The organism is Kitasatospora sp. NPDC059146 (assembly GCF_042786665.1).
In the GTDB taxonomy this organism is placed as follows: domain Bacteria; phylum Actinomycetota; class Actinomycetes; order Streptomycetales; family Streptomycetaceae; genus Kitasatospora.
Genome location: NZ_JBHZCY010000045.1, coordinates 1 through 25,092 on the forward strand (window position 1 = coordinate 1; position 25,092 = coordinate 25,092).

28 protein-coding genes and 4 pseudogenes are annotated in these 25,092 nt (G+C 72.5%); 21 read left to right on the forward strand and 11 right to left on the reverse strand.

The genetic code is table 11. From position 1 onward, the window contains the following. From ACFXPX_RS20325 to ACFXPX_RS20380, 12 genes and pseudogenes are all read left to right on the forward strand, one after another. A partial coding sequence (locus ACFXPX_RS20325; RefSeq protein ID WP_380642585.1) for a hypothetical protein occupies nucleotides 1-196 on the forward strand: 196 nt, incomplete at its 5' end. Nucleotides 197-238: 42 nt separating this feature from the next. Continuing rightward, nucleotides 239-739 carry a hypothetical protein gene (locus tag ACFXPX_RS20330; protein WP_380587992.1) on the forward strand — a complete coding sequence of 167 codons (501 nt, stop codon included), beginning with the start codon at nucleotides 239-241 and terminating at the stop codon, nucleotides 737-739. Then, complete coding sequence (locus ACFXPX_RS20335) at nucleotides 736-1,503, forward strand: NUDIX hydrolase (protein WP_380528820.1); 768 nt, start codon at nucleotides 736-738, stop codon at nucleotides 1,501-1,503. Before ACFXPX_RS20330 ends, ACFXPX_RS20335 begins: the two co-directional genes overlap by 4 nt. Further along, a complete protein-coding gene (locus ACFXPX_RS20340) occupies nucleotides 1,496-2,299 on the forward strand; it encodes a 2-keto-4-pentenoate hydratase (protein WP_380587995.1) in 804 nt (267 codons plus the stop codon). The genes ACFXPX_RS20335 and ACFXPX_RS20340 overlap by 8 nt, the downstream gene beginning before the upstream one ends. A gap of 43 nt (nucleotides 2,300-2,342) precedes the next feature. Further along, on the forward strand, nucleotides 2,343-3,227 hold the full coding sequence (locus ACFXPX_RS20345) for an acetylating acetaldehyde dehydrogenase (RefSeq protein WP_380642587.1): 885 nt from the start codon (nucleotides 2,343-2,345) through the stop codon (nucleotides 3,225-3,227). 8 nt (nucleotides 3,228-3,235) lie between these two features. Beyond that, a pseudogene (gene dmpG, locus ACFXPX_RS20350) lies at nucleotides 3,236-4,225 on the forward strand (4-hydroxy-2-oxovalerate aldolase); the annotation flags it as partial. Nucleotides 4,226-4,288: 63 nt separating this feature from the next. Beyond that, a complete protein-coding gene (locus ACFXPX_RS20355; protein WP_380642648.1) occupies nucleotides 4,289-4,492 on the forward strand; it encodes an acyl carrier protein in 204 nt (67 codons plus the stop codon). Nucleotides 4,493-4,500: 8 nt separating this feature from the next. After that, nucleotides 4,501-5,361 (forward strand): HpcH/HpaI aldolase/citrate lyase family protein, encoded by an 861-nt coding sequence (locus ACFXPX_RS20360; protein ID WP_380642589.1) that lies wholly within the window; start codon nucleotides 4,501-4,503, stop codon nucleotides 5,359-5,361. Then, nucleotides 5,358-5,891, forward strand: a complete 534-nt coding sequence (locus ACFXPX_RS20365; RefSeq protein ID WP_380528828.1) for a MaoC family dehydratase — start codon at nucleotides 5,358-5,360, stop codon at nucleotides 5,889-5,891. The genes ACFXPX_RS20360 and ACFXPX_RS20365 overlap by 4 nt, the downstream gene beginning before the upstream one ends. Before the next feature lie 11 nt (nucleotides 5,892-5,902). Beyond that, a complete protein-coding gene (eis, locus tag ACFXPX_RS20370; protein WP_380642591.1) occupies nucleotides 5,903-7,075 on the forward strand; it encodes an enhanced intracellular survival protein Eis in 1,173 nt (390 codons plus the stop codon). A 160-nt stretch (nucleotides 7,076-7,235) separates the two neighbouring features. Continuing rightward, a complete protein-coding gene (locus ACFXPX_RS20375) occupies nucleotides 7,236-8,180 on the forward strand; it encodes a phosphotransferase family protein (protein WP_380642593.1) in 945 nt (314 codons plus the stop codon). Nucleotides 8,181-8,327: 147 nt separating this feature from the next. Then, nucleotides 8,328-8,465 (forward strand): hypothetical protein, encoded by a 138-nt coding sequence (locus ACFXPX_RS20380; protein WP_380642595.1) that lies wholly within the window; start codon nucleotides 8,328-8,330, stop codon nucleotides 8,463-8,465. 13 nt (nucleotides 8,466-8,478) lie between these two features. Here the strand turns inward: ACFXPX_RS20380 and ACFXPX_RS20385 are convergent, their stop codons facing one another. Then, nucleotides 8,479-8,997 carry an NUDIX domain-containing protein gene (locus ACFXPX_RS20385; protein WP_380642597.1) on the reverse strand — a complete coding sequence of 173 codons (519 nt, stop codon included), beginning with the start codon at nucleotides 8,995-8,997 and terminating at the stop codon, nucleotides 8,479-8,481. A 118-nt stretch (nucleotides 8,998-9,115) separates the two neighbouring features. On the opposite strand from ACFXPX_RS20385, the pseudogene manB reads away from it, so the two are divergent. From manB to ACFXPX_RS20400, 3 genes and pseudogenes are all read left to right on the forward strand, one after another. Next, nucleotides 9,116-9,415 (forward strand): annotated as a pseudogene (gene manB / locus ACFXPX_RS20390) (phosphomannomutase/phosphoglucomutase); the annotation flags it as partial. Between the two features lie 319 nt (nucleotides 9,416-9,734). Next, nucleotides 9,735-10,256 (forward strand): hypothetical protein, encoded by a 522-nt coding sequence (locus tag ACFXPX_RS20395; RefSeq protein ID WP_380642650.1) that lies wholly within the window; start codon nucleotides 9,735-9,737, stop codon nucleotides 10,254-10,256. A gap of 318 nt (nucleotides 10,257-10,574) precedes the next feature. Next, a complete protein-coding gene (locus ACFXPX_RS20400) occupies nucleotides 10,575-10,754 on the forward strand; it encodes a hypothetical protein (RefSeq protein WP_380528832.1) in 180 nt (59 codons plus the stop codon). Between the two features lie 300 nt (nucleotides 10,755-11,054). On the opposite strand, the gene ACFXPX_RS20405 is transcribed toward ACFXPX_RS20400, so the two are convergent. The 7 genes and pseudogenes from ACFXPX_RS20405 to ACFXPX_RS20435 form a co-directional block, all read right to left on the reverse strand. Next, nucleotides 11,055-11,510 (reverse strand): hypothetical protein, encoded by a 456-nt coding sequence (locus tag ACFXPX_RS20405; protein WP_380642599.1) that lies wholly within the window; start codon nucleotides 11,508-11,510, stop codon nucleotides 11,055-11,057. A gap of 57 nt (nucleotides 11,511-11,567) precedes the next feature. Beyond that, nucleotides 11,568-11,711: pseudogene (locus ACFXPX_RS20410) on the reverse strand (AAA family ATPase); the annotation flags it as partial. Nucleotides 11,712-11,882: 171 nt separating this feature from the next. Then, a complete protein-coding gene (locus ACFXPX_RS20415; protein ID WP_380642652.1) occupies nucleotides 11,883-12,146 on the reverse strand; it encodes a histone-like nucleoid-structuring protein Lsr2 in 264 nt (87 codons plus the stop codon). Continuing rightward, a pseudogene (locus ACFXPX_RS20420) lies at nucleotides 12,120-12,644 on the reverse strand (SMI1/KNR4 family protein); the annotation flags it as partial. The pseudogene ACFXPX_RS20420 and the gene ACFXPX_RS20415, both read right to left, overlap by 27 nt. A gap of 59 nt (nucleotides 12,645-12,703) precedes the next feature. Next, nucleotides 12,704-14,170 (reverse strand): D-alanyl-D-alanine carboxypeptidase/D-alanyl-D-alanine-endopeptidase, encoded by a 1,467-nt coding sequence (dacB, locus tag ACFXPX_RS20425; protein ID WP_380642601.1) that lies wholly within the window; start codon nucleotides 14,168-14,170, stop codon nucleotides 12,704-12,706. A gap of 280 nt (nucleotides 14,171-14,450) precedes the next feature. Continuing rightward, nucleotides 14,451-15,791 (reverse strand): FtsX-like permease family protein, encoded by a 1,341-nt coding sequence (locus tag ACFXPX_RS20430; RefSeq protein WP_380528837.1) that lies wholly within the window; start codon nucleotides 15,789-15,791, stop codon nucleotides 14,451-14,453. Beyond that, nucleotides 15,788-16,543 carry an ABC transporter ATP-binding protein gene (locus ACFXPX_RS20435; protein WP_380642602.1) on the reverse strand — a complete coding sequence of 252 codons (756 nt, stop codon included), beginning with the start codon at nucleotides 16,541-16,543 and terminating at the stop codon, nucleotides 15,788-15,790. Before ACFXPX_RS20435 ends, ACFXPX_RS20430 begins: the two co-directional genes overlap by 4 nt. A 303-nt stretch (nucleotides 16,544-16,846) precedes the next feature. Here ACFXPX_RS20435 and ACFXPX_RS20440 point away from each other — a divergent pair, with 303 nt between their 5' ends. Both ACFXPX_RS20440 and ACFXPX_RS20445 read left to right on the forward strand, forming a co-directional pair. Continuing rightward, entirely contained in the window at nucleotides 16,847-17,857 is a 1,011-nt protein-coding gene (locus tag ACFXPX_RS20440; RefSeq protein ID WP_380642604.1) for a sensor histidine kinase, read from the forward strand. A gap of 49 nt (nucleotides 17,858-17,906) precedes the next feature. Continuing rightward, the gene (locus ACFXPX_RS20445; RefSeq protein ID WP_380588021.1) at nucleotides 17,907-18,572 is read left to right on the forward strand and encodes a response regulator; all 666 of its coding nucleotides are present in this window, start codon (nucleotides 17,907-17,909) and stop codon (nucleotides 18,570-18,572) included. A gap of 70 nt (nucleotides 18,573-18,642) precedes the next feature. Here ACFXPX_RS20445 and ACFXPX_RS20450 read toward each other — a convergent pair whose 3' ends face one another. Continuing rightward, nucleotides 18,643-19,572 (reverse strand): universal stress protein, encoded by a 930-nt coding sequence (locus tag ACFXPX_RS20450; RefSeq protein WP_380642606.1) that lies wholly within the window; start codon nucleotides 19,570-19,572, stop codon nucleotides 18,643-18,645. Nucleotides 19,573-19,685: 113 nt separating this feature from the next. Then, the gene (locus tag ACFXPX_RS20455; RefSeq protein WP_380528845.1) at nucleotides 19,686-20,180 is read right to left on the reverse strand and encodes a MerR family transcriptional regulator; all 495 of its coding nucleotides are present in this window, start codon (nucleotides 20,178-20,180) and stop codon (nucleotides 19,686-19,688) included. 271 nt (nucleotides 20,181-20,451) lie between these two features. On the opposite strand from ACFXPX_RS20455, the gene ACFXPX_RS20460 reads away from it, so the two are divergent. Together ACFXPX_RS20460 and ACFXPX_RS20465 are read left to right on the forward strand one after the other, a co-directional pair. Beyond that, on the forward strand, nucleotides 20,452-21,597 hold the full coding sequence (locus ACFXPX_RS20460; RefSeq protein WP_380642608.1) for an MFS transporter: 1,146 nt from the start codon (nucleotides 20,452-20,454) through the stop codon (nucleotides 21,595-21,597). Nucleotides 21,598-21,762: 165 nt separating this feature from the next. Then, nucleotides 21,763-22,224, forward strand: coding sequence for a carboxymuconolactone decarboxylase family protein (locus ACFXPX_RS20465; RefSeq protein WP_380528877.1), 462 nt, complete (start codon nucleotides 21,763-21,765; stop codon nucleotides 22,222-22,224). An 89-nt stretch (nucleotides 22,225-22,313) separates the two neighbouring features. On the opposite strand, the gene ACFXPX_RS20470 is transcribed toward ACFXPX_RS20465, so the two are convergent. Then, entirely contained in the window at nucleotides 22,314-22,985 is a 672-nt protein-coding gene (locus ACFXPX_RS20470) for a TetR/AcrR family transcriptional regulator (protein WP_380588033.1), read from the reverse strand. Nucleotides 22,986-23,076: 91 nt separating this feature from the next. Here ACFXPX_RS20470 and ACFXPX_RS20475 point away from each other — a divergent pair, with 91 nt between their 5' ends. After that, nucleotides 23,077-24,573, forward strand: a complete 1,497-nt coding sequence (locus ACFXPX_RS20475) for an MFS transporter (RefSeq protein ID WP_380642610.1) — start codon at nucleotides 23,077-23,079, stop codon at nucleotides 24,571-24,573. Continuing rightward, nucleotides 24,570-24,983, forward strand: a complete 414-nt coding sequence (locus tag ACFXPX_RS20480) for a cupin domain-containing protein (RefSeq protein ID WP_380642612.1) — start codon at nucleotides 24,570-24,572, stop codon at nucleotides 24,981-24,983. Before ACFXPX_RS20475 ends, ACFXPX_RS20480 begins: the two co-directional genes overlap by 4 nt. Nucleotides 24,984-25,092 lie beyond the last annotated feature (109 nt).

Sequence of the window (25,092 nt, forward strand, 5' to 3'; positions counted from 1 at the left end):
CGGCAAGGTGGTGTGGGCCGAACTCGACCTGCCCGATGCGGCGCGGCCCGTCCCCGCATCGGTCGCGGGTAGGCAGGTCGAGTCGCAGGTCGTGGTGGGGTGCACCGGCGCCGCCGTGCGGGTTGGGCGGCACCGGTCCGCTGCTGGTGTGCGGCCCGGTCGGCAGTCGGAGCTCGACCGGATACCGGCGGCGTAACCACCCCATCCGCCCATCGACTTCGTACCGGAGGACTGCGCCGTGAGCGTCGGACCGCGCACCAGAACGCTGACCAGGATCACCAGTGAGGGCCGCAGGTACGAGGTCGCGTCCGCCTACGCGGCCCTGACCCAGGTCTGCGCCGACACCGGCGACAACCCCGCCCAGGCCGAGCTGGTCGGCGAACACCCGCACCACACCTGGTGGTTGCCCGCCTCGAACGCGCTCGCCCTCGTGGATGCCGACGCGGACGAGGCAGGGGCCCTGCTGCGCGGCGCCCGGCTGCTCCACGAGCACCGGGTCGCCGCCGTGGCCCCGTACTACGACCAGGTCCGGATCGCCCTCGGACGCGCGGTCACCTTCTGGCGCAGCCCCGGGCACCCACTGCGCGACGTCGCCGCGAGCGCGCGGCTCACCGAAACCCGTGCCGGCCGCCGGTCACCACCTCAGGAGGCCGGCACCACCACCTTCCGATCCGCAACGATGTTGGACAGGAGCATGGCCTTGATGCCCCAGAACACCCGAAGGGACAAACCGAGTTGAACACCTACTCCACCATCCCCGCCGGCGTCCGGCCCGTCCGGGTCCTCGACGCCGCCGCCCTCCTGCTCGTAGAGGCCCCCGTCCCCGCGCTGGCCGCCGAACACCAGGCGGCCGTGGACCGCGTCTGGGAGAAGGCGGTGAGCGCACAGCCCTCGCTGTTCGACGGTCCGGCCGTGGTGTGCACGGCCCTGGAAGCGGACGGTCCCGCGGTGCGGCTGTCCTGGGCGCGGACCACCTACCGGCGCTTCGCGTTGCGGCGGGTGCCCGGCGCCCCGCTCGTCTCGTCGGTGTTCGTGACCGTGGCCCAGCCCGTTCAGGACGGCCGGATCGTCGTCGGGCGGATGTCCGCCTCGACCGCCGCACCGGGGCGCTGGCAGCTGCCGGGCGGCAACGTCGAACCCCCGCTCCAGGACCGGGTCCTGGACGAGGGCGAGCTGCGGCGCCAGGCCGCGAAGGAGCTCGCCGAGGAAGTCGGTTTCGACACGGCTCCGGACGGGCTCGTGCGACTGGCGGTCACCGTCGGGGAGCACGGCAACGTCGGCGTGCACTACCTCGCGCCGCCGCTGCCCGAGCAGGGTCTCCTCGGCGGGTACGCCACCCTGGTAGACGCCGAGGTCGCGCAGGGCCGCGCCGCCGAGCTGGACCAGCTCGCCCTGCTGGCCTGTCCCGGCGACCTGGCCCGGCTTGACGGGGAGCACGTCGACTACCTGGCGCCCCTGCTGGAGCACTACGCCGTCCAGCGGTCCGGGAGGACCGATGAGTGAGCCCGGCCCGGCCAGCGCGACCACCACGGAGGAGGCGGCGGCGCGTGAACTGCGTGCCGCCGAGCTCTCCGTTTTTCCGACCTTCCCGATGGCCCGGCAGCTCCCTGGCCTGACGCTGGAAACGGCGTACCGCATCCAGCAGCACGGCACGGCCCTGCGGACCGCCGCCGGTGGCAGGCCGGTCGGGCACAAGATCGGCCTGACCTCGGTCGCCATGCAGCAGCAGATGGGCGTCAGCGAGCCCGACTCCGGCGTCCTGCTCGCCGACATGGAAGTCGCCTGTGGGGGCGGACTCTCCACCACGCGGCTGATCGCCCCCCGCGTCGAAGCGGAGATCGCCTTCCGGCTCGGCACCGACCTCACCGGGGACGACATCGGCCTCGGCGCCGCCCAGGCCGCGGTGTCCGAGGTGTTCCTGGCCCTGGAGGTCATCGACACCCGCTACGGCGACTGGCGGATCGGCCTCGAGGACAGCGTCGCCGACAACGCCTCCGCCGCCCGCTTCGTTCTCGGGCCCGCGTCGCCCGCCGAAGACCTGCCGGACCTCGGCGCCGCTCTCGTCGAGGTCCGCGTCGACGGCGAGCACGCCGCGGCCGGCCACGGCCGCGACGTCCTCGGGGACCCGCTCCGCCCCCTGCTGTGGCTCGCCCGGCGCCTGGCCACCCTCGGAGGCGCCCTGCGCGCCGGGGACGTGGTCCTGCCCGGCTCGGTGCACGCCAGCATCCCCCTCACCGCCGCGACGACGGTCAGCGCCTCCTGCGCCGGCCTTGCCCCGGTCTGCTTCCGGGCGTTGTGACGCCCGCGATCCCGTCCACCCTCGTTCTCCTCTGGGGAGAAGCATGTCCGAGCACCCCGTGCTGAACGTCGCCGTCCTCGGGGCCGGTCTCATCGGCGTCGACCTGCTGCACAAGATCCACCGGTCTCCGTACCTGGACTGCGGCCTCGTCGTCGGCCGCAGCCCGAGCATCGGGCTGGCGCGGGCCGCCGAGATGGGCCTTGCCACCACGGACGGCGGCGCGGCGGCCCTGCTGGACTCCGGGAAGACCTTCGACCTGGTCTTCGACGCGTCCAACGCCGACTCCCACGCCGAGTACTGGCGGCTGCTGGAGCCCACCGGGGCCGTGTGCATCGACCTCACCCCGCACAACAGCAGCACCCCGGCGGTGCCCACCGTCAACGGTGCCCAGGCACTGACCGACCGGCACATCAGCCTGATCAGCTGCGGTGGCCAGGCGGCCGTCCCCGTCCTGCACGCCCTCGCCCGGCACCGGACGCCCGCCTTCGTGGAGGTGGTGTGCACCGGCGCCAGCCGCAGCGCGGGGCGCGCGACCCGCCTGAACCTGGACGAGTACATCGCGACCACGCAGGACGCCGTGCGCGCCTTCACCGGGACACCGGAGGCGAAGGTGATGGTCAACGTCACCCCCGCCCTGCCGCCGCCGCCGTTCCGCGTCCACATGACGGTCCTGGCCCCGGACGTCGACCCGCACGTGGTGCGCGACCTCGTCGAGGCCGCCGCCGCCCAGGTACGCCGGTTCGCGCCCGGCTACCGGGTGACCGACTTCGAGGCGACCCGCGAGAGCATCGGCGTCACCGTCGAGGTGTCCGCGAGCGGCGGCCGCCTGCCCGAGCACGCCGGGAACCTCGACATCATCAACGCCGCGGCAATCCATCTGGCCGACCTGCGCGCCACCTCCCTGCTCACGGAAGGAACCCGAGCATGACCACGTCCATGCCCGCCGTGCTGGTCCACGACCCGACCCTGCGCGACGGCCACCACGCCGTCGGGCACCAGCTCGACGCCGACCAGCTGCGCGACTACGCGGCGGCCGCCGACCGGGCCGGCGTGCCCGTGGTCGAGGTCGGCCACGGCAACGGTCTCGGCGCCTCCTCGCTCCAGATCGGCCGCGCCAAACTCACCGACTCCCAGATGCTGGCCGCCGTCCGTGAGGCCCTGACCCGCGCCCGGATGGGCGTGTTCATGGGCCCCGGCTGGGGCACCAGCGACGACCTGCGCGGCGCGTTGCGGCATGGCGCGCAGGTGTTCCGGATCGCCGCGCACTGCACCGAGGCCGACGTCACCGAACGCCACCTCGGCTTCGTCGCCGAACACGGAGGCGAAGGCCAGGGCGTCCTGATGATGAGCCACATGGCCAGCCCCGGCCGGCTCGCCGAGCAGTGCGCCCTGATGGCCAGCTTCGGCGCGACTGCGGTGGGGATCTTCGACTCCGCCGGGTACTTCCTGCCCGAGGACGTCGCGGCGCGGATCACCGCGATCACCGAGGCCGTCGACGTGCCGGTGATCTTCCTCGGGCACAACAACCTCGGCATGGCCGTCGCCAATTCGGTCGCCGCCGTGAAGGCCGGCGCCCGAATCATCGACGCCTGCGCGCGGGGTTTCGGTGCCGGGGCCGGCAACACCCAGCTGGAAGTCCTCGTCGCCGTCCTCGAACGCCTGGGCCACCCCACCGGCATCGACGTGAAGAAGGTCCTGGCCGCAGCCGACGTCGCCGAGCACCGGTTGATGAGCGCCCCGCCCTACACCGACTCGGTCGCCGTGATGAGCGGCCGCGCCGGAGTGTTCTCCGGATTCAAGAACAGCGTCCTCAAGGTCGCGGCCGCCGAGGGCGTCGACCCCGGCGACCTGTTCGACGAACTCGGCCGGCGCCACGTGATCGCCGGTCAGGAAGACCTCATCCCCCAAGCCGCCCGCCGCGTGAAGGAGCAGACCGTGAACGAGAACCCCGCCGCCCCCGTGATCGACCCCGACCTCGAAGACCTCCTGGTGTGCGAGCTGCGGGTCAACCCCGACGCGCTGGCCGCCGACGCCACCCTTGCGGCGATCGGCCTGGACTCCCTGTCCGTCATCGAGCTGGCCGTGATGCTCTCGGAGAACCTGGGCACCAAGGTCACCGAGGACGAGATCACCGACGCCCGCACGCTCGTCGGCCTCGTGCAGCTGGTCGCGTCCAAGCGCCAGGGCCGGTGACCGCGGCCATGAGCACTCTGCTCCTGCGGTCCACCTGGGCCTGGATCAGCGTCCCGGCGCCGGCCGTCAACCGGTACGACACCGCGAAGACCAGCGGCGCCCACGTCGCCCTGGTCGACCTCGAGGACTCCGTCGCCCCCGCCAAGAAGCAGCACGCCCGCACGATCGCCGAGCGGTTCTTCGACAACCAGGCCACGAGCCCGTGCCTGCTCGGCGTGCGGATGAACGCCCCCGTGCTCCTCGACGGGATCAAGGACCTGGCCGCCATGTCCGGCTGGGGCGCCAAGCCCGCCGTCGTGCTCGTGCCGAAGGTCGAGTCCGCGCGGGACATCGAGCTGGTGGCCGGCGTCCTGGACACCGCCGACTACCGGCCCTTCCTGTTCGCGCTGATCGAGACGCCCCGCGCCATCGAGAAGCTCCCCTCGATCGTGAGGGCGCCCAGGATCTCCGGGCTGGTGTTCGGCACCGCGGACTACGCCGCCGCCCTCGGCTGCGGGATGGGCTGGGAGCCGATGCTCCACGCCCGCTCCGTCGTCGCCAACAGCGCGGCCTCCGCCGGCCTGGCCGCGATCGACTCGCCCTACTTCCAGATGGACGACCCGGACGGCCTGCGGGTGGAAGCCGAACGCGCCAAGGCGCTCGGCTTCCACGGCAAGGGCGCCATCCACACCGGGCAGCTCCCGGTCATCACCGAGCTGTTCACGCCCTCGCAGGAGGAGATCGCCCACGCCCGCGCGGTCGTCGCCGCCGCCCAGGACAGCGGCAACAACATCACCTCCGTCGGCGGCCAGATGGTCGGCCGCCCGTTCTTCACCATGGCCCGCTCCGTCCTGGAGGCGGCCGGCACCCGAGAGGAGTCGTCCCGGTGAGCACCGCCTCCCTGCCGCCCGGCTACCGCGAGATCGACGCCCACCGCATCCGCGAGGTCGTCGGCCCCGGCTACCACGACCTCACCGAAGGCCTCGTCATCGAGCACCGGCCCGGCCGCACCATCACCGACACCGACAACACGCTGATCACCTCGCTGTCCGGGAACACCGCACCGATCCACCTGGACGCCCACTACGCCGCCAAGACCCCGTGGGGCCGGATCCTGGTGTGCAGTGGCGTCACGCTCACCTACGTGGCCGGGATGACGGTGCGGGCGGTCAGCGGCCTGACCCCGGCCAACCTCGGCCTGGACGACGTGCGCTTCGAGAACCCCGTCTTCGTCGGCGACACCCTCTACGCCGAGACCGAGGTGATCGGCCGCCGCCTGTCCGAGAGCCGCCCAGGCGAGGGCATCGTGACCTGCCGCACCTTGGGTCTCAACCAGGACGGCAAGCGGGTCGTCGCCTTCACCCGGACCTTCCTCGTGCCCACCGACCCGGACGCCGTCCGTGGCCCGGCCAACTACTAGGAGGCGCCGCCATGGAGGACGACATCGCCTTCGTGCAGGCCGACGACGACCTCACCCAGGAGTACGACGAGCTGGCCGCCCGCTCCTTCGGTCACCCGGTCGGCGACATCACCCACCTGCGCGGCCACGCCGACGTCCGTGTCGCCGTGCGCGCCGGCCGGGTCGTCGCGGGAGGCCTGGGCATCCTCACCTCCCAGTTCTTCGGCGGCACCGCGGTGCCCACCGCGTGCCTGGCCGTCGGGAGCGTGGCCCCGGAGGAACGCGGCGCCCGCCTCGCGGCCCGCATGGTCCACGAGCGGCTGCGGCCCCTGCGCGAGCGCGGCGCCGTGATCTCCACCATCTCCACGATCTCCAACGGCTACGCGCGCCGCATGGGTTGGGAGGCTCCCGTCCCGGTGTTCGGCTGGGCGGTCAGCTCCGACGACCTCAAGCGCTCCTTCCCCACCGGGGACCTCGACATCGAGCACGGCCTCACCAAGGACGCCCTCGACCTCCAGCAGGAACTCGCCCGGCAGTGGAACGGCCCCGTCCAGCGCCCCGACTGGTGGTCGACGTGGACGACCGCGAAGAACGCGCTGACCACCTACCGCTTCACCCGCCCCGGCGAACCGGTGGCAGGCTGGGTCTCGCTCACGACCAAGCGCGGCGACCGGCACGGCATGGAGCTGGTGGTCCACGACTTCTGGTCCTCCGACCCGGACTGCGCGGCCGCGATGCTGGCCTTCCTGGGCCGGCACAACAGCCGCGCCCAGACCGTGCAGTTCCGGCGCGGCGCGCTGCCGCCCTACCCGCTGCTGCTGCACAACCTCCACCGCCACCGGGTGGTCGCCGACGCCTGGCACCCCTGGATGCTGCGCATCCTCGACGTCCAGGCCGCCCTGCGGCTGCGCGGGTGGCCGGCCGACCTCGACCTGGAGATCCCGGTGGAGATCGGCGACGAGCGGCCCGGCTCCAGCCACCGCTACCTGCTGCGGATCTGCGCGGGGTCGGCCGACCTCACACCGGTACGCACTGACGGCGCCGTGGCGTTCACCCGAGGCCAGTTCGCCGTCTGGTACGCAGGCGGCTACCGCAGCCCCGCCGCGGCCCGCCTGTCCGGCGTCCGCACCCGCTGCGAGAAGGCGCTGACCACGCTCGTGCGGGCCACCAGCGGCCAGGAACCATGGCTTCCCGAGCACTTCTGACACCCGCAGAGTCGAGCTCCTCCCGACCGCGCCGGGCGCGGAAATCCTCCGCGGTCAACGCCGGATCGTCCGCGTCCCGCGTCCGGCCGCCGATCGCCTGTGACACAGCGTGGGTCCCAGGCCATGCATCCGACGACCACCCGATCAGGAGAAGCACCTGATGGCCACCACCGTCACGTTCAGCGGCGAGGCGACACAGCGGGCCCTGATGGACGCTTGCGCTCAGACCGGCATCGACGCCACCGGTGCCCTGCTGATTCGCGCACTGGACAATGGCATCTGGCGCCTGCCGGGCGGCATCGTCGCCCGGATCCACCAGCCCGGAACCGAGACCAGCGCACTCAACGAGATCCGTGGCGCTTACTGGCTGTACGGCAACCACATCCCCGTCCCCCTACCGCGCCGACCCGCACCCGTTACGGCTGCCGGACGCCCCGTCACATTCTGGTCAGACCTCGGCGCCGGCGGTCCCGCCAACCCGGCGCAGGCTGCCAGGATCCTGCGCGATCTCCACCGTCTTCCGACACCCACCGACTTCACCCTGCCCTCGTACAATCCCTTCGCCCGCTTCCGCGCCCAGATCGCCGCTGCCCGCACCACCCCCGGAGCGAAGGCCTGGCTCACCGAGCACGCGGCCCGACTCCGTGAGCAGTGGCTCACCCTGGACTGGCCAACTTCCACCTGCGTCATCCACGGAGACGCCGGCCCCGGCAACACCATGTACACCACCACCGGGCCGCACCTGATCGACCTGGAACGGCTCTCGATCGGGCACCCCGAATGGGACCTGGCCACCGCCGCCTGGCACCGCGATGTCTTCGGCGCCGACCCGGACGACTACACGGCCTTCCATCTGGTTTACGGCAACGACGTCACCAGCTGGTCCGGATACCGGCTCATCAGTGACGTCCGCTCCCTGTGCGCCACCCTGTTCGCCCTGCGCCACGCCCCCGCCAGCACAGAGGCCCGAGCCGAGGCCGACCACCGATTGGCCTGCCTCCGAGGCATGGCCGGCTCCGACCCTCGCCCGTGGACCGCCCGCAAGTGGATCTGGACGCAGGCAGGCTCCCACGAGAAGGAGTCGATGCTGTCTCTGCTGATGTAACGCTGAGACAGTGATGTGATGGCTTCGCAGGTGATCGACGCGCGCGAAATCTACGAAGGGCCCCACACCGGAGTGTGAGGCCCTTCGCTATCCACAGACCCCGCTTGGGTCCTTCTTGGCAGTTGCTCTGTGTTCTCTGCTGATGGCGTGAACATCCCACGCGTGTCCAGCGGTGCCGATGTTTGGTGTTGGCCGGCCGCCGCCCGCTCCGCGGCCCTCGGGAAACCGGACGCCGCCCGCCACTTCGCCACCCTGGTGATCGACCGCGCGGGCATCACCCTCTAACCGGCCAGGCAGCTCAGCGCGGGACGCGCCCGGACTCCAGGTACACCGAGCCCGTCCCGCGTTCCAGCGCCGCGTACGCCTCCCGCAGTCGACGGGCGTCATGATCGGCCAGCCGCTTGCAGGCCTCCTCTACGTCGAAGAACCCGAACCCGGACAACTCCTTCTCCGGCAGCCGCACCGCGGCCTGCGCATGCTCGTCCAGCACCCCGCAGTCGAAGACGTAGATCGTCTCTTCGAAGAACCGTCCCTCCTCCGGGATCCAGTCGACCACCAGCAGCCGACCCACCGGAAGGTCCAGCCCCAGCTCCTCCCGCAGCTCCCGCGCCAGCGTCTGCCTCGGGCTCAGCCCGTCCCGGTCCAGTCCGCCTCCGGCCATCAGCCACCGGTCCGCGTGGTAGGTCGGGTTCACCAGCAGCACCCGCCCCAGGCCGTCCCGGATCAGTGCACCCGCCCCCATCGGCCACACCGCCCGTACGTACCCCGGCCGCACCTCCGAGTGCCCGGCCGCAACCGCCTTCGCGTCCTCGCTCACACGCGCTCCCATCCTCGCTGACCACCTACGGCTCGCCACCATCTTTACCCAGCCGGACTGCGGCACGCCCGGGAACCGAGCGGTCGGACACCGCCAAGTCCCTTCACCGGAGGAACAGTTGATCGACACCTGCCACCCGGCCATCAAGACGTACGACATCCGGGGTCCCGTCGCCGACGTCACCCCCGCCTTCGCCCGCACCGTCGGGCAGGCCTTCGCCCTCCTCACCGGCGCGCACAAGATCGTCGTCGGCCACGACATGCGCCCCACCTCGCCCGCCCTCGCCACCGCGTTCGCCGACGGCGCCCGCGCCCAAGGCACCACCGTCCTGTGGCTCGGCCTGGCCGCGACCGACCAGGTCTACTTCGCCTCCGGCGCACTCCACCGACACGCCGCCGTCATCACCGCCAGCCACAACCCGGCCACCGACAACGGCACCAAGCTCTGCCGGCCCGGCGCCGAACCCGTCGCCCGCGACAGCGGCCTCGAAGACCTCCACACCCTCATCCACACAGGATTCCCCGACCGACTCCCCGACCTGTACGGCGCAACCCGCCCCCTCGACATCACCACCCCGTACCTGCGGCACCTGCGCGCTCTCACCGACACCGACCACATCCGCCCGCTGCGAATCGCCGTCGACGCGGGCAACGGGATGGCCGGGCACACCTGCCCGACCCGTCCCGCCCTGCGCCCTCCTCGCCACCCGCTACCTCACCCACCATCCCGGCGCCACCATCGCCCACGACGTCCTCACCTCCGCCGGCACCCGCGAGATGATCCACGAACACGGCGGCCGACTCATCCGATCCCGCGTCGGCCACTCCCACCTCAAGCACGCCATGCTCGCCACCGGAGCCGCCCTCGGCGGGGAGAGCAGCGGACACTACTACTTCGGCGACTTCTGGCACGCCGACTCCGGCCCCCTCGCCGCCCTCCACACCATCGCAGCCCTCGGACACCAACCCCTGCCCGCCTCCCGCCTGCTGAGCCCGTTCACCAGGTACGTGACCTCCGGCGAGATCAACCTGACCGTGCCCGACCCCCAAGCCACGCTCGAAACCGTGAAAGGCCACTTTGCCCACCAGGGAGACCACCTCGACGGACCGACCGTCACCTACGGTCCCGCCACTTGGTTCAACCTCCGCCCCTCCAACGTCTACCCCGTCCTGCGCCTCACCATCGAGGCACCCAGCCGACGGGACGTCGAAGACCTCCGGCAACAGGTACTCGCTCTGCTGATCCCCCTGATCCCCTGATCCCCTGATCCCGCCGCCCGCCCCATTGGCAGGGGACCGGCCCTGCTGGTTCCGCGCGACTGCCGACAGCGCGCCCGGAAGGGCGTCCGACCCCTCCACCGTCACCCGCTCGGGTGATCCGCCGAGAGCTGGCCCCGTCCGCAGACCGAGCACGGACACTGGGGGCACCGGTACTTCCGCGTCACCCAGCCAGCTCGTACGACGCCCTCGACGCGCAGCCCCGACTCCACGACACCCGTACCCCTACGGCAGGAGTGCCATGACCTCACCCAGCACGACCACGCCGGACACCAAAACCCCACAGGGAAGTGAGAGAGCATGAGTAGCAGCACAACCACCCCGCCGCCGGTGGTCGACGTCCACGTGATCGCCCGCACCCCCGACGGAAAGATCCTGCTGTCCCAGCGCGGCGACCCCTACGGCTACGGCCGGTGGCACGCCCCCAGCAGCAAGCTCAACCTCGGCGGCCTGGCGCACCACAACTGGCCCGCCGCATAAGGGCGGGGGAGGCCTGGCGCACCCCGGCCTCCCCCGGACAACTTCGATGTGACGTGGTACCGGGCAGGGGGCGCATCGGAGAGCGGCTTCCGTGTTGATACCGGCAGTCCGGTCGGCGCCGGGAGCCTGGCGCAGTTCATGCCAGGTGCGTGTGTGACGTGGGGCGCGACGACGACCACGGCGGGTCCGCGTCCCCGTATGACATCGGGATGCGGTGATGGAGCAGGGCCGCCTGATGTGTAAGCGCAAGCGTGGGCATCGGGCTTCGTGCGGCCCCAGCCGAACCTGATTGATGGAGAGTCAGGAGTCGGCCTCTGAGTCGCGCGCCCAATCCTCGCGGGGCCGCAGCTTCGCCAGGATCTGTTGGGCTTCGCTGCGGACCCCGGCGTCGGGGTCCGTTGCCAGCTCTCGGTACTGCTTGATCAGCCGGTCCGCGCCTTCGGTCGTCATCCATTCGGGGTTGCAGTCCAGGGCAGCACCGAGATGGTCCACCGAGTCGTAGTTGCCCGCCTGGCTGTAGGCCAGCAGGACGTGGCGCAGGCCGATGGTGTCTTTGCGTTCGAGCAATGCCTCGGCCGTTTCCTGGGTGACCCAAGTGTCCTGGGCGTCCAGGAGAAGGCGGTGGATGACGTCCGCCGCTTCCTCGGTCCTGTCCGAACCCGCGAGCTGCCGCCCAGCCGCCCCGCGGACGGACCAGGCCGGCGAGTCCGCATCCTGAATCGCGGTGCTCAGTTCTTGATCGTCCAGGGGCGCCATGCCCCCAGCCTGCCACGGAATGCGTTGATGGCCGGGAGATTTTCGCTGCCCTGACTGCTGCGTTGCCCCGGTCTGCGCGAGGCGGTATGACTCGGTGCCGGTCTCGATGGTTGTGCCGTTGAGGGTCGGCTGATCGACGATCGCCGCGCAGAGCTGAGGGTCGGTGGAGGTCTTGGTCCAGACTCCAAACGACAGCTGCGAATTCCTGCTGGACGGGTGTTAGTTCGTCCGTCTCGTGTTCGAACCAGGGAATGTCTTCCACGGCCGGTGTCCGTGCCGGCTGGTGCGGGGGAGGTCGTGAGGTCGGGCGATGGCGAGTACGGCATGGCGGACACCGCCGTCCTTGAGGTGGCGGTCTCGCAGGACCGACGGTCAGTGCGGTGTCCCTGCGGAACCCCCTGAGGCCTCGTAGGCCTCGCGGGTGGATGCGGGGATCCGTCCGCGGTCGTTCACGATGAGGCCGTGGGTGTGGGCCCATCGGCGTATCGCCTCGTCCTCGGGGCGGGGTTCGTCGTGCTTGAGGGGACGGGCGGGTGCGCCGGGGCCGCTCCAGTCTCCGGTGCTGACGCCTTCCAGTAGATCCGCCGCCTGGTGGAAGTAGGCGGACAGCGAGGCGTACACCCCTTCCTCCGGCATGGACGCCTCGGCCCACGTTCCGATCGTCCCGTTGGTCGTGTCCAGGAACGTCCCGTAGAAGCCGTCGCGCTCGGCGGCGATCGGCAGCCACTCCTGGCGCCAGAGCGGGTAGTCGGGGTCCTCCGGCGGGTCCGTCCTCTCCAAGGCCAGCTGCCGGAGGTAGACCCGCTGGATGTCCTCCAGGCCGAGCAGGAGGTGGTACCCGCCGGGCAGGGGCACGTCGCACCCCCGCTGCACCAGGGTCTCCCGGCGATCGGTGCGCTCGTCGGCATCCACGTCGTGCGCCAGGAGCCACTGCCGTACCTGCGACGGCAGTTCCAGGCCCATGTGGAGTTCGGCCCGGTCGATGGCCTCCTGGTTCCCCGGACCGCCGAGGGTGGCGAAGACCTCGGGGTCGTTCCGCTCGATCCATGTGGCCACCCGGGCCCACGCCTCCCGGACGTCCTCTGCCTGGCCCATCGGAGTGCCCTTCGTGTGCGACGGCTGCTGAACACGCATGGGAGAACCGTAGGGGTGGCCACTGACAAAGACGCCCGGCCCGGGGGTCGGGATGGCCTTCACGCCTTGGGCGACTGGTAGATGGCGGCGGCCATCGCTCCCAGGTGCTTGTTGGCCCTGAGCGCGAGGTCGATGGCGTCGCTCACGGAGTCGCTGGGCACCGGGATGTTGTTCACGTAGATCGCGAAGGCGTAGCGGTGGCCGTCCTTCGCGTCGATGTAGCCGGCGAGCGCCTTCGTGCCGAGGGCCAGCTTGCCCTGGTAGGAGCTGACCAGGGTGCCGGTCTTCGCGCGGATGTGTCCTGCGGCGGGATCGGTGTGCTCGATGACGTCGGCGAGCGAACCGTCGACGCCCATGCTCGGCATGGAGTCGTAGAAGACGTCGAAGTCGTCCTGTCGTGCCAGGTGCCGCAGCAGCGCCACCTGGGCGGTCGGTGTCGCCTTGTCGTCGGGGAGGCCCTGGGCATCGACGAGGCTCACCGCATGCGGATCCACACCTGAGCGGGTGAGGAAGTCCTTCTCGATCCGCATGCCGTCCGCGTAGGTTCGTTGCCCGTTGTGTGCCGCCATCAGCGGCGGCAGGAGGTTCGCCCCGAGATTGTGGCTGACCTTGTTGATCAGCTTCGCGTACTCCTTGAAGGGCGGAGAGGTGTAGGTCGCCGATACGGGCAGCGAGTTCACTCCCGCCGGCGGAGGAAGCCTGCCGTCGGGGTTAGCTCCCAGCGAGGGGGCGGATACGCTGACGCCGTTTCTGGCGAGTGCCTCGATGAGGACGGTGCGGGCGAACGCCGCCGGGTCGGGGACCTGGTAGGTCGTCACGAAGGGGGCCTTCGCGTCCGCGGGGACGGAGCCTCGGACCCGGATGTGACCGGGGCTCACGCTTTCGGTCGTCACCGTCGGCTTCGTTCCGGCGGGTGTGGTCGTCACCTGCGCGTCGACGTCGAAGGCGGCCGTCTTCGGGCGCCAGTCGGCCTTGGCCGGCTCGCCGGGTGCGCCCGGCGTGATGAGCACGTCGATCAGGTTGTCGTTGACGACGGTCGGGGTGACCGGCAGCCCGCCGATCGACACCGGGTCCCAGAGCCGGTTGTCGATCACCACGTCGCCGTCGACGTGGCGGACTCCACTGGCCGCGACCTGTCGGGCCAGTTCGTCGACACCCGCCAGCGGATCCTCTCCGGTGACGGTCGCCATGCCGGGGACGGCGTTGGCGTCGTAGTGGTCGAAGTCGGGGACGTCCAGTCCGCCTGACGGGGTGGTCCGCCCGCCGAGTGCCAGATCGCCGCTCCCGACCAGGATGAGGTCGCCGGAGAGCCGACCGTCCGCGGAGACCGTACCCGAGTGCACCACGGGTGTACGGAAGCGGTGGTCGTCACCCAGGACGTCGAGCGCAGCGCTGACCGCGAAGGTCTTGGCCGTCGAACCGGTCATGAACTGGGAGTCGGCGCCCTTGGATTGGACGACCTTCCCCGTTTGCAGATCGGCGACCTGCAGGCCCCACTGGCCCGACGACCACGGCGCGGTACTCATGAGCCTCTGCAGATCGGCGCTCACCCGTGTGGCACCCGGTGCCGGAGCGGCTGGGTTGTCCGTGGTGTCGGGGGAGCACGCCGTCATCGCCACGGCGGCCGTCATCGAGGCGGCCAGCGCCAGGGCGGTACGCCGCCGTGCCCGAGGTGTCCTGGTTCCGGCGGGGGAGTTGCTCGACATTCGTTATTCGTTCTTTCCTGTTCGACTTTCGCGCTCGATCGAGCGCTTCCGGCCCTGGCCGAGGGCGATGCTGCCGTTGCGGCTGTTCCCGTACGTCGGTTCACGAGCGCAGGGCCCGGACCGCGACCGTGCGCGACGCCCGGGCCGCCTGCAGGACCAGCGCGAGGCAGGTGGTGACCAGCGTCCCGGCGGCGAGTGCCCCGAGGGTGGCCCAGGGGAGGCCCGCCAGGACGCGGACGACGTCGGTCCGGGCGCCCAGGGCGATGGTGAGGCTCGACACGGCGACGAACAGCGCGCCGAAGACGATCGCCGTCCCCGCGTAGATCGCCCCCTCGTAGACCATCGACCGGGTGACCACGCCCGGCCGCGCACCGGCCACCGTCACGACGGCGGAGTCACGGGCGCGCTCCCGCCCGACGAGGGCGATCACGGCGAGGCCCCCGACCCAGGACACGACGAAGACCCAGCCCAGCACGACCAGGATGTCGTCCAGCCCGGCGCTGCCTCCGGGCATGACCTCCCCCATCACCAGGAAGAGGCCGACGAACGACAGGGAGAGCGCGAAGGGCAGCACCGTGGTGACGCTCCTCGCCGCGCGGGCCCGGCACGACTGCACGGCAAGGTGCCAGGCGACGCCGCGCGAGGGCACCAGCGCCGTCCAGAGCTTCATCAGCGGGGTGAGCACCCACGGCCCCATCAGCAGCAGCAGGCAGACGAGGAAGAGGTTCCCGGCGAACGCGAAGGCCGTCCGCTGGGCGAGCCCGCCCTTGAGGTCGAGGCCCAGGCCGGGGATCCACATCCCGACCACGCCGGCGAGCAGGCACAGGGCGAGGCCGCCGCGGGCGACGCCGGGCCGCGCCGGGGGATCGGAGACGTCCCGGAAGGCGTGCATCTCCGGTGTCCTGGCGGCCCGCCGGGTGACGCCCCAGCCGCCGAGCAGGCACGGAACCAGTCCGCACAGCACGCTCACGCCGACGTACCAGAACCGGAACCCGACCGAGGCCCCGTGCAGTTCGAGACCCGTCCCCTTCCACTGCGCGAGGGTGACACCCGCGACCAGCAGGGCGAGCGGTGCGGCCAGCGCGCCGGCCACCGCGCCCAGCACCACCGTCTCCGTCCGCAGGACGAACCTGACCCGGTGGCGCGGAATCCCGAGGATCACCCACAGGGCGTGCTCGCGCCGCTGGGTCGTCAGCGTCAGACCGACCGCGGAGGCGACGATGCCCACGGCGGCGAGCACGGTGAAGAAGACGATGTTGCCGCCGAGGGCGATCGACGCGGAGACCATCCGTGCGTCACCCGCCGCCCGCGCCGCCGAGACGGCGGTGAACATCGCGATGGCCGAGCCCGCCGAGCACGCCGCGCCGACCGTGGCGCACAGGAGCGTCCACCACCACATCGACGCCTGCCGGCGGATGTCCGACAGCACGAGCCGGATCACGACTGCTCCCCGCCCGCCTCGTCCGCCGACTGCGCGGCGAGGACGGCGTCGCCCACCGCGCGGGAGTCGCCACCGGGGATGACGGCGTGTACCCGCCCGGACCCCATCACCACGACCTGGTCGGCCCGCGCGGCCGCATGGGGGTCGTGGGTGACCATGAGGACGGTGCTCCCCTGCGCGGGGAGCGCCTGCAGCCAGTCGAGCACCACATGACCCGACTTGAGGTCGAGCGCACCCGTCGGCTCGTCGGCGAAGACGATCCGCGGCCGGTTCGCCAGCACCCGGGCCACCGCGACGCGCTGGCGCTCGCCGCCGGAGAGGCGGTCGGGGCGTCGCCGCGCGTGCTTGGCGATGCCGAGCCGCGCCATGGCGTCCTCGACCCGAGCCCTGGGCACCCGGCGGCCGGCGAGCCGCGCCGGCAGGGCGATGTTGTCCTCGACCGTCAGCGAGCTGACGAGGTTGTACTCCTGGAAGACGAAGCCGATGTTCTCGCTGCGGAACGCGGCCTGCTTGCGGGGGCTGAGCGAGCGGACGTCCGTCCCGAGGATCTCGACGGACCCCGCGGTCGCCGGCTCCAGCCCGGCCGTGCAGAGCAGGAGCGTCGACTTGCCCGAACCGGAGGGGCCGACGACGGCGGTCAGCCGGCCTTCGGGAATCTCCAGGTCGATGTCGTGTAGGACGCGCGTCGTCTCGCCCCGGCGGCCGGGAACGGGGAATTCCGTCCGAAGGCCGTGCAGACGAATGCACGGCACGGGAGTGGTAGTGGCAGTGGTAGTGGAAAATGGCATGAATCAAGGAAAGCAGGGCCGGGCAGTGGAGTGCACGGGAGCCTGCACTGCTCTCGGAGGTAGACCTGGATCTACCGCCCGACCGATCCGAACTGTGCGAAAATATTGATCATGGCGCAGATTCGTGTTGCCCGGAGACTGCTGACCGAATTCGTCGCAGCGGCCACCTTTCCGATTCTCCTGATTTCCGTTCTCGCTGCGCCGGTCTCGGTTCCGGTGGTGGCCGAACTGGACCGCTCCAGGGCGCAGTGGTGCGGAGTCCGGACGATGCCGCTGCGACCCGCCGACCGCAGCTGGCCGCAGTGGGTCGCCGGTCGGCTGCGGACACGGTCGGTGTGGCGGACCGACCTCCCGGTGTTCGTCACCGCCGCGCTCCTGTCCGCGCTCTCGCTGCTGGTGGGCTTCTTCGGATTCTTCGGCGCGCTGGCACTGGTCTTCTCCCCCGTCCTCTGGGGTTTCGGCATCGCCGCGGAAGTCGGCCCGTTCACCCCGGCCGCCCTGTGGGAAACCCTCGTGGCGGTGCCCGCGGGATTCGCCCTCGGTGCGGTCACCGTGGGCGCGCTGGCCGGCGTCTCCCTGCTCCGCGACCTGCTCCTGCGGGCCTTCGCGGGGAGCCGCAACCCCGACCTGCTCGCGAAACTGGAGGAACTCCGGGTCAGCCGGGCCTCGCTGACGGCGGCCTTCGAGAACGAGCGCCGGCGCATCGAGCGCGACCTGCACGACGGCGCCCAGCAGGAACTCGTCGCGCTCGTCATGCGCCTGGGAATCCTGGAGGCCGCGGCGACGGCCACCGACCAGGAACGGATCGTCCAGCTGGCCCGCCAGGCCCAGGCCCAGGCCGAGCGCGCGCTCGAACGGCTGAGGGAGACGGTGCGCGACATCCACCCCAGCGAACTGAGCGATCTCGGTCTCGTCGCCGCCGTCCGGGAACTGGTGGCCAGATCACCGTTGCAGGTCGAACTGACCAGCACCGGTACGGACGCCCGGCTCTCCTCGCCGATCGCCGCGGCCGTGTACTTCACGGTCTCCGAGGCCCTGACGAACATCGCCAAGCACGCGGGCGTCGGCCGCGCCCGGATCGAGCTGCGGTGCACCGAGGGCGGCGTCCGCGTCCGGGTGGGCGACGACGGCGCCGGCGGCGCGCGGATCAGCACCGGATCCGGGCTCTCCGGGCTGCGTGAGCGGATGCGGAGCGTCGGTGGGAACCTCGAAATCATCAGCCCGCCGGGCGGCGGAACGGAGGTCGTGGCATCCGCCCCGGCCCAACCCCCGTGGTGACGGAATTCGACGAAGGAATTCGACCGGGAAAAGCGATGGGAAATCGATTGTGAGAATCATCCTGGCGGACGACAGTCTGCTGATTCGCGCCGGAATCCGGGAGATCCTGGTTTCCAGTGCCCATGACGTGATCCGCGAATGCGAGGACGCCGACGAACTGGTCGCCGCCGTCGACGAACTCGCCGCCGCCGGAGCCGCCCCCGACCTGGTGATCACGGACGTCCGCATGCCGCCCGGGAACACCGACGACGGGCTCCGGGCCGCGATCGACATCCGGTCGCGGCACCAGGACCTGCCGGTCCTGGTCCTCTCCGCCTACGTCACGGGCCCGTACGTGCGCGAACTCCTGAACGGCCCGGGCGCCGACGGGGCGGTCGGCTACCTGCTCAAGGAGAAGGTGGGCAGAGTGGCGGACTTCCTGCGGGCCGTCGAGACGGTCTCCGACGGCGGAGTGGTGATCGACCCCGAGGTGGTTCGCCACGTCACCCGCGCCGACCCGCCCCGGGGCCCGCTCGCCCGGCTCACGACCCGCGAACAGGAGGTGCTCGCCCTCATGGCCGAAGGCCGCTCCAACGCGGAGATCGCGGCGGAGCTGTTCCTCTCGGGCGCCGCCGTGGCCAAACACGTGGGGAACGTCTTCCTGAAACTCGGCATGCCCTCCGGCGAGGACAACCGCCGGGTGAAGGCCATCCTGACCTGGTTCGCATACAACTAGGACTTCGACGCCGTGGCGTGCGGCGCGGCGCTGTCGTCGGCTTGCGGAGGTCGCGGGTGGTCGCCGGCGGTCAGCCGTAGGGGATGACGGCGAGGGGGCAGTGGACGTGGTGGATGGCGGCGTGGGCGACGGGGCCGAGGTGGTGGTGGCGGAGGGGGAGGTGGCGCAGGCGGCGGCCGAGGACCAGGAGGCGGGCGGTGGCGGCCGCGTCGACGAGTTCGACGGCGGGCTTGCCGCGGACCAGGTCGGTGGTGACCTCGACGTCGGGGTGGCGGCTCCGGAGCGGGGCCAGGGCGGAGGTGAGGCCGTCCCGTTCGACGCCGGAGACCTCGCGCTCCAGGCCGCCGATGGCGTCGAAGGCCATGTACTCGCTGCCGGCCGGCGGGGACCAGACGTGGACGACGCGTAGGGGGGCGGAGCGCAGGGCGGCGGCCCGGAACGCGAACTCCAGCACCTCCTCGGCGGGGTGGGTCAGGTCGAGGCCGACGGTGACCGGGCCGTCCGGTTCGTCCTGGTCGGCGCGGACCAGGACGACCGGGCAGGCGGAGCGGCGCAGCACCTCCTGGCTGACCGAGCCGACCAGGAAGCCGCGCAGGGTGCCGAGCCCGCGGGAGCCGAGGACGAGGAGGGCGGCGCGGTGCGAGGCGGCCTCCAGGGCCTCGACCGGGTCGGCGGACACGGCGGCGGAGGCGACGGGGAGGCCGGGCACCAGGGCGGTCAGTGCGGACTCGCGCTCGGCGAGGTGGGCCAGGGCGCGGTGGTAGGTCTGGTCGCTGCCGACCACGTCCCGCTTGGGCCAGGGCCAGGCCTCCAGGACCTCCAGGGGGACGGCGCGGCGCTGCGCCTCGTGGGCGGCCCACTCGGTGGCGGTGAGGCTCTCGGGGGAGCCGTCGAAACCGACGACCACCGGGCCGGTGGGGCCGACGGGGCCGGTGGCGCCGGTGGCGCTGGGGTCGACGGGGCCGGGGCCGGTGGCGCCGGCCGGCGGGGGTTCGGACACGGGGAGCTCCTCGGGTTCCGCGGCGCGGGGAGGGCCGTACCCGGCCGCCGGGGCCGCCTCGGGACTGCGACCCCAGTATCGGCGGTGGGCGGGGACGGCACCTCCCGGGGCGCTCAGGCCTGCTGCGGGGCCGGGTCCGAGGGGGCCGGGTCCGAGGGGGTCGGGTCCGAGAGGGGCGGGAGGAAGCCGTCGGCGAGGGGTTCGCCGGTCAGGGCGGCGTCGACCCGGGCGTGGATGTGGGCGAGGGTGGTGGGGCAGGTGAGCGGCTGGTCGCGGTGGCAGTTGAGCATGTGGGTCAGGACGGCCGCAGCGTGCTCCAGGCGGCGGGCGCGGGCCAGCATCCCGGCGCGCTGGGCCTCCAGCAGGGCCCGGCGTTCGGCGGCCTGTGCGGTGGCGAGGACGGCGCTGGTGCCGGCCACCGGGATCATGCCGTCCACGTGCCAGAGCTGGACCAGGGCGAGGCGTTCCAGGGCCGCGCGGTCGTAGTAGCGGACCCGGCCGCGGCGGGTGGTGGGGGTGACCAGGCCGCACTCCTCGTAGTAGCGCAGGGCGGGGACGGAGAGGCCGAAGGCCGCCGAGACCTCGGTGATGGAGTGGAGGTCGGACATCCGTGGTTCCTTTCCGGGCTCGCCGCTTGCGCAGTCGCTCGCACCGCCCGCTCGCACTGTCCGCTTGCACCGCCCGCTTGCACTCAAGCGCACTTGAGCGAGAACGCTTAGGCAAGCCTAACTTCCGTGATGCGAAGGGTATCCGCCCATGCCTTCTCCGACCGCCGCAACGGTCAGCACGACCACACCGACACCGCCAGGGACAGGGACAGGGACAGGGGAAGCGACACCGACGGCGACTCGCGCGGCGCCGGCCTCCGGTGCGCTGCTGGTGCTCGGCTTCGTCCTGCTCAGCCTCAACAGCCGGGTCGCCTTCGGGCAGGTCGGCCCGCTCGCCCCGGTGGCCGGCTGGGGCGCGGGCACCGTCACCGTGCTGGCGCTGATACCCCCGCTCTGCATGGGCCTGTTCGCGCCGCTGGGCGCGCTGGCCCGGCGGCGGCTCGGCGAGGAGCGCGGGTTGTTCTGGGCGAGCGTGCTGCTGGTCGGCGGGGCGGTGGTGCGGACGCTGGGGATGCCCGGACTGTACGTGGGGACGGCGTTGGTGGCCGCCGCGGTGGCGGTGGTCAACGTGCTGATCCCGGTGTTCGTCCGGACCCGCTTCGCGCCCCGGCGGGTCGGCACCATGATGGGCGTCTACGCGCTGTCCATGGGCGCCGGTTCGGCCGTGGTGGCCGCGCTGGTCGCGCCCGTCGCGGGCGCGTGGTCCTGGGAGGCGGCGATCGCACTCGCCGTCGTCCCGGCGGTGCTCGCCGTGGTGGGCACGGCCCCGCAGCTGCGGGGCCCGCGGCCTTCCCCGGTGGCGATCGCCCCCGGGGTGCGGCGGCCGGTCGGCCGGACGGCGCTGGCCTGGAGCCTGACCGCCTACTTCGGCATCCAGACCCTGGTCTTCTACGCCACCCTGGCCTGGCTGCCCACCATCCTGGTCGGCGCGGGCGTGAGCCGGACCACCGCCGGCACCGACCAGGCCGTGATGATCCTCGGCCTCGCCGTCGGCGGCTTCCTCGCGCCCGTCCTGGCCGCCGCCCGCCGGGACCAGCGTCCGCACATCCTCGGGGTGGTCGCGGTCTGCGTGCTCGGTCTGCTCGGCCTGCTGCTCGCCCCCGCCGCGGGGGCGCCGGTCTGGGCCGGGATCCTCGGCATCGGCATGGGTGGCGGGCAGGCCCTGGCCGGGGTGTTGTTCACCCGCCGGGGCACCGACCACGACCACGTCGCGGCGCTGTCCACGATGGCTCAGACCGGCGGCTACCTGATCTCCGCGGCGGGCCCGGCGCTGCTCGCCGTCCTGCACGGCTCCACCGGGGCGTGGACGGTTCCGCTGCTCGCGCTGATCGGCCTGCTGCTGGTGGGCGCGGTGCTGAGCATGCGGGCGGGGCACGACGGGGGGTACGGCGGTGGGCGCGGTGGGGAGCATGATTGAAGGATTTTCTCGTCGCGCTGTCACACTCGGGCGCCGGGATCCGTCGGGTCGGTGAGAGCACGCCGGACGCCCGAGAGGAACACGACCATGAGCACCGACCCGAGCACCGACCGCGCCGACCGCACTGCCCGCTCGATCACCGCCGAGATCCCGCTGCGCCCCCGGATGGCCACCGACCCGAGCGCGCTGGTCCCCGAACTCGCCGACGTGTCGGCCGCGTTGTTCCGGGCGGTCGGCAACCGCTCGCTCCCGCGCGGCACCGTCAGCCTGGTCCAGCTGCGGGCCGGGCAGCTCGCCGGCAGCACCTACCTGACCGTCCTGCACACCGGGTTCCTGCGCAAGGCCGGTGAGTCGGAGGAGCGGATCACCTCGGTGGCCAGCTGGCAGGACTCGCCGTACCTGACCGCACCCGAGCGGGCGGCCCTGGCGCTGGTGGACGCCGTCCTGCGGCCGAACCCGGACGGCGAGCGGGTGTCGGACGAGCTGTACGCCGAGGTCGCCGCGCACTACGACGAGAAGGCGCTGGCCACGCTGATGCTGGCGATCGGCCAGGTGAACTTCTTCACGGCGATCGCGCTGATCGCCAAGCCCGTCCCCGGGAAGGCGTTCACCGACCCCTGGGCCTGAACTCCGAGGGTCTGAACTCCGGCCCGGGACCGGCCCGTCGGGCGTTTCGCCCGGCGGGCCGGTCCCGCGTTTCAGCGTGCGGCCGCGTTTCAGCCGGCGGCGAGGAGGCCGGAGACCAGGGCGCGCAGTCCGTCGCGGTAAGTGTCCTGGGCGGTGAGGGCCTCCCAGTGGCCGGCGACCTGGGCCAGGCGGGGGTGGACGGCCGGGTCGAGGCCGGCGAAGACCTGCTCGCGGTAGGTGGGGCGGTCGTCGGCGGTGCGGCGCCTGGCGGCGGTGGTGCGGACCACGATCTCCCCGGCGGTGTAGTACCAGATCGCGCGGTAGCCCTGGGCGGCGCGTTCCGGGGTCAGGCCGCAGTCGACCAGTCCGTCGACGATCTGCTCGACGAACCAGAGGGCGTGGGTGGAGAACAGGTCGTCGGCGGCCAGGACTTCGACGATCCAGGGGCAGGCGGCGAGCGCGTCGTGGATCGCGGCGGCCGCGGTGAGGACGCGCTCGCGCGGGTCGGCCGGGAGTTCGACCGGGTGGAGGGTGCGGGCGGCGTAGTCGTCGAGCAGCAGGACGAGCAACTCCTCCTTGTTGCGCACGTGGTGGTAGAGCGCCATCGGGGTGCTGCCGATGTCGGTGGCCAGGCGGCGCATGGTCAGTCGCTCGACGCCCTCCTCGGCCACGATCCGGCGGGCCGTCTCGACGACCTCCTCCCGGGAGATGCGGGGAGGACGGCCGGTGGCCTTGCGGGGAGTGGGGGAGGGCTGCTGCATGCCCTCATCATGCCCCGTCCGGGGGGTCCGTGGTGCCTCGCCCGCCCTGTGCGGCTCGACAGGGGAGAGCCTCCGGGGGTACTTTCCTTACATGTACAGAAACTCGCGAGGCCGACCCGGCCTGGTGCTCGCGGCGGTCACCGTCGCCCAGTTCGTCTTCGCCCTCGACATGTCGGTGGTCAACGTCGCGCTGCCCGCGATCCGCGACGCCCTGGGCTTCGCCCCGCTCGACCTCTCCTGGGTCGTCCACGTCTACGCGCTCACCTTCGGCGGGCTGTTACTGCTGGGCGGCCGCGCCTGCGACCTGTACGGGCGGCGGCGGTTGCTGGTGCTGGGGCTGGCCGTCTTCGGGCTCTGCTCACTCGCGGGCGGGCTGGCCCAGCACCCGTGGCAGCTGGTCGCCGCCCGGGCCGGGCAGGGCGTGGGCGCCGCGCTGGCCGCTCCCGCCGCGCTGGCGATGCTCACCACCGCCTTCCCCGAGGGCCCCCGGCGGGTCCGCGCCCTGGGGGTGTGGAGCGCCGCCAACGCCGCCGGGGGCGCGCTGGGAGTGCTGGCCGGCGGGGTGCTGACCGAGTACGCCAGCTGGCGCTGGGTCATGCTGGTCAACCTGCCGATCGTGGCGACGGCGCTCGCGCTGCTGCCCCGGGGGATCGGGGCCGGGGCGCAGCCCGTCCGGCGGGAACGGCTGGACGTGCTCGGCGCGGTGCTGGCCACCGGGGGAGTCGGGCTGCTGGTGTTCGGCGTCGTCCGGACCGAGAGCCGGGGGTGGGGCTCGCCGGCCACCCTGGCCGCGCTGGGCGCTGCCGTCGCGCTGCTGGTCGCCTTCGTGGTCACCGAACTCCGTTCCCCCGCACCGCTGTTGCGGCTCGGGCTGCTGCGCAGTCGCTGGGTCGCCGGGGCGAACGTGCTGGTGTTCCTGGCCGCCGCCGGGCAGTTCGCGGCCTTCTACTTCGTCTCGCTCCACCTCCAGCAGGTGCTCGGCCTGGGCGCCGCCGCCACCGGGGCCGCGTTCCTGCCGTTCTCCGCCGGGCTGGTGGCGGGCTCGCTGCTCGCGACCCGGATCACCGCGCACCGCAGCCCGCGGGTGGCCCTGGTGCCCGGGGCCGTACTGGCCGCCGCCGGGCTGGGCTGGTTCGCGCTGATCAGCCCGGACGGCGGGTTCCTCGGCGACGTCCTGGGCCCGTCCCTGGTCACCAGCCTCGGCACCGGGCTGGTGCTGGCCCCCGTCGCCGCCGCCGCGACCACCGGTGTCGCACCCCGCGAGGCCGGGGCGGCCTCCGGCCTGCTCAGCAGCTCGCGCCAACTCGGCGGCTGCGTCGGGCTGGCGGCCCTGGCCACCCTCGCCGCCCACCGCACCGCCTCGGCCGCTGCCTCGACTACCGGATCGACCACCGGCTCGGCCACCGGCCGGGCCGCCCTGGACGCCGGGTACGCCCTCGGGCTGGCCGCCGGCGCCGTGCTGTTCGCGCTGGCGGCGGTCGTCGCCGTCACCGTCCTGCCCCGGCGGCGGCCCGGTGCGCCCGAGGGGCGTCCGCTCGCCGGCGGGGAACGCCACGAAGAACTCCGACTGGAAGGAACCTCCTCATGACCACCACCCCGATCGCCGTCGTCGACCTGTTCGCCTCGGCGCTGCACTTCCGCCCCGACGGCGAACTGCGGTCCACCGAACGGCGGATGGCCGGCGGTGGTGCCGGCACCGAGGGCGCCTGGCAGGTCGCGGCGTTCCACGTGGAGACCGACGCCGACGTGCACGCCGACCACTGGGAGATGCACCCGGAGGCGGAGGAGGCGGTGTGCTGCCTGGCCGGCGGTGCCCGGGTCTTCTTCCGGCAGGTCGAGCCCGGAGCGGCCGAGGAGTCGGTGCGGCTGACGGCCGGGAGCGCCGTGGTCGTCCCGCGCGGCCGCTGGCACCGACTCGAACTCGACGGCCCCAGCGACCTGATGTCGATCACGCGGCGGGCGGGGACCCGGTTGGAGCGGCGGGGCGCCGAGGACTGACCGCCGGGCCGGGGCGGCCGGTAGGCGCGGCGCGGATCCCGGGAGGGTTACTGGAACGCGGCGACGGCCCTCCGCCCGTGGGGTGGAGGGCCGTCGTGTGGCAACCTGC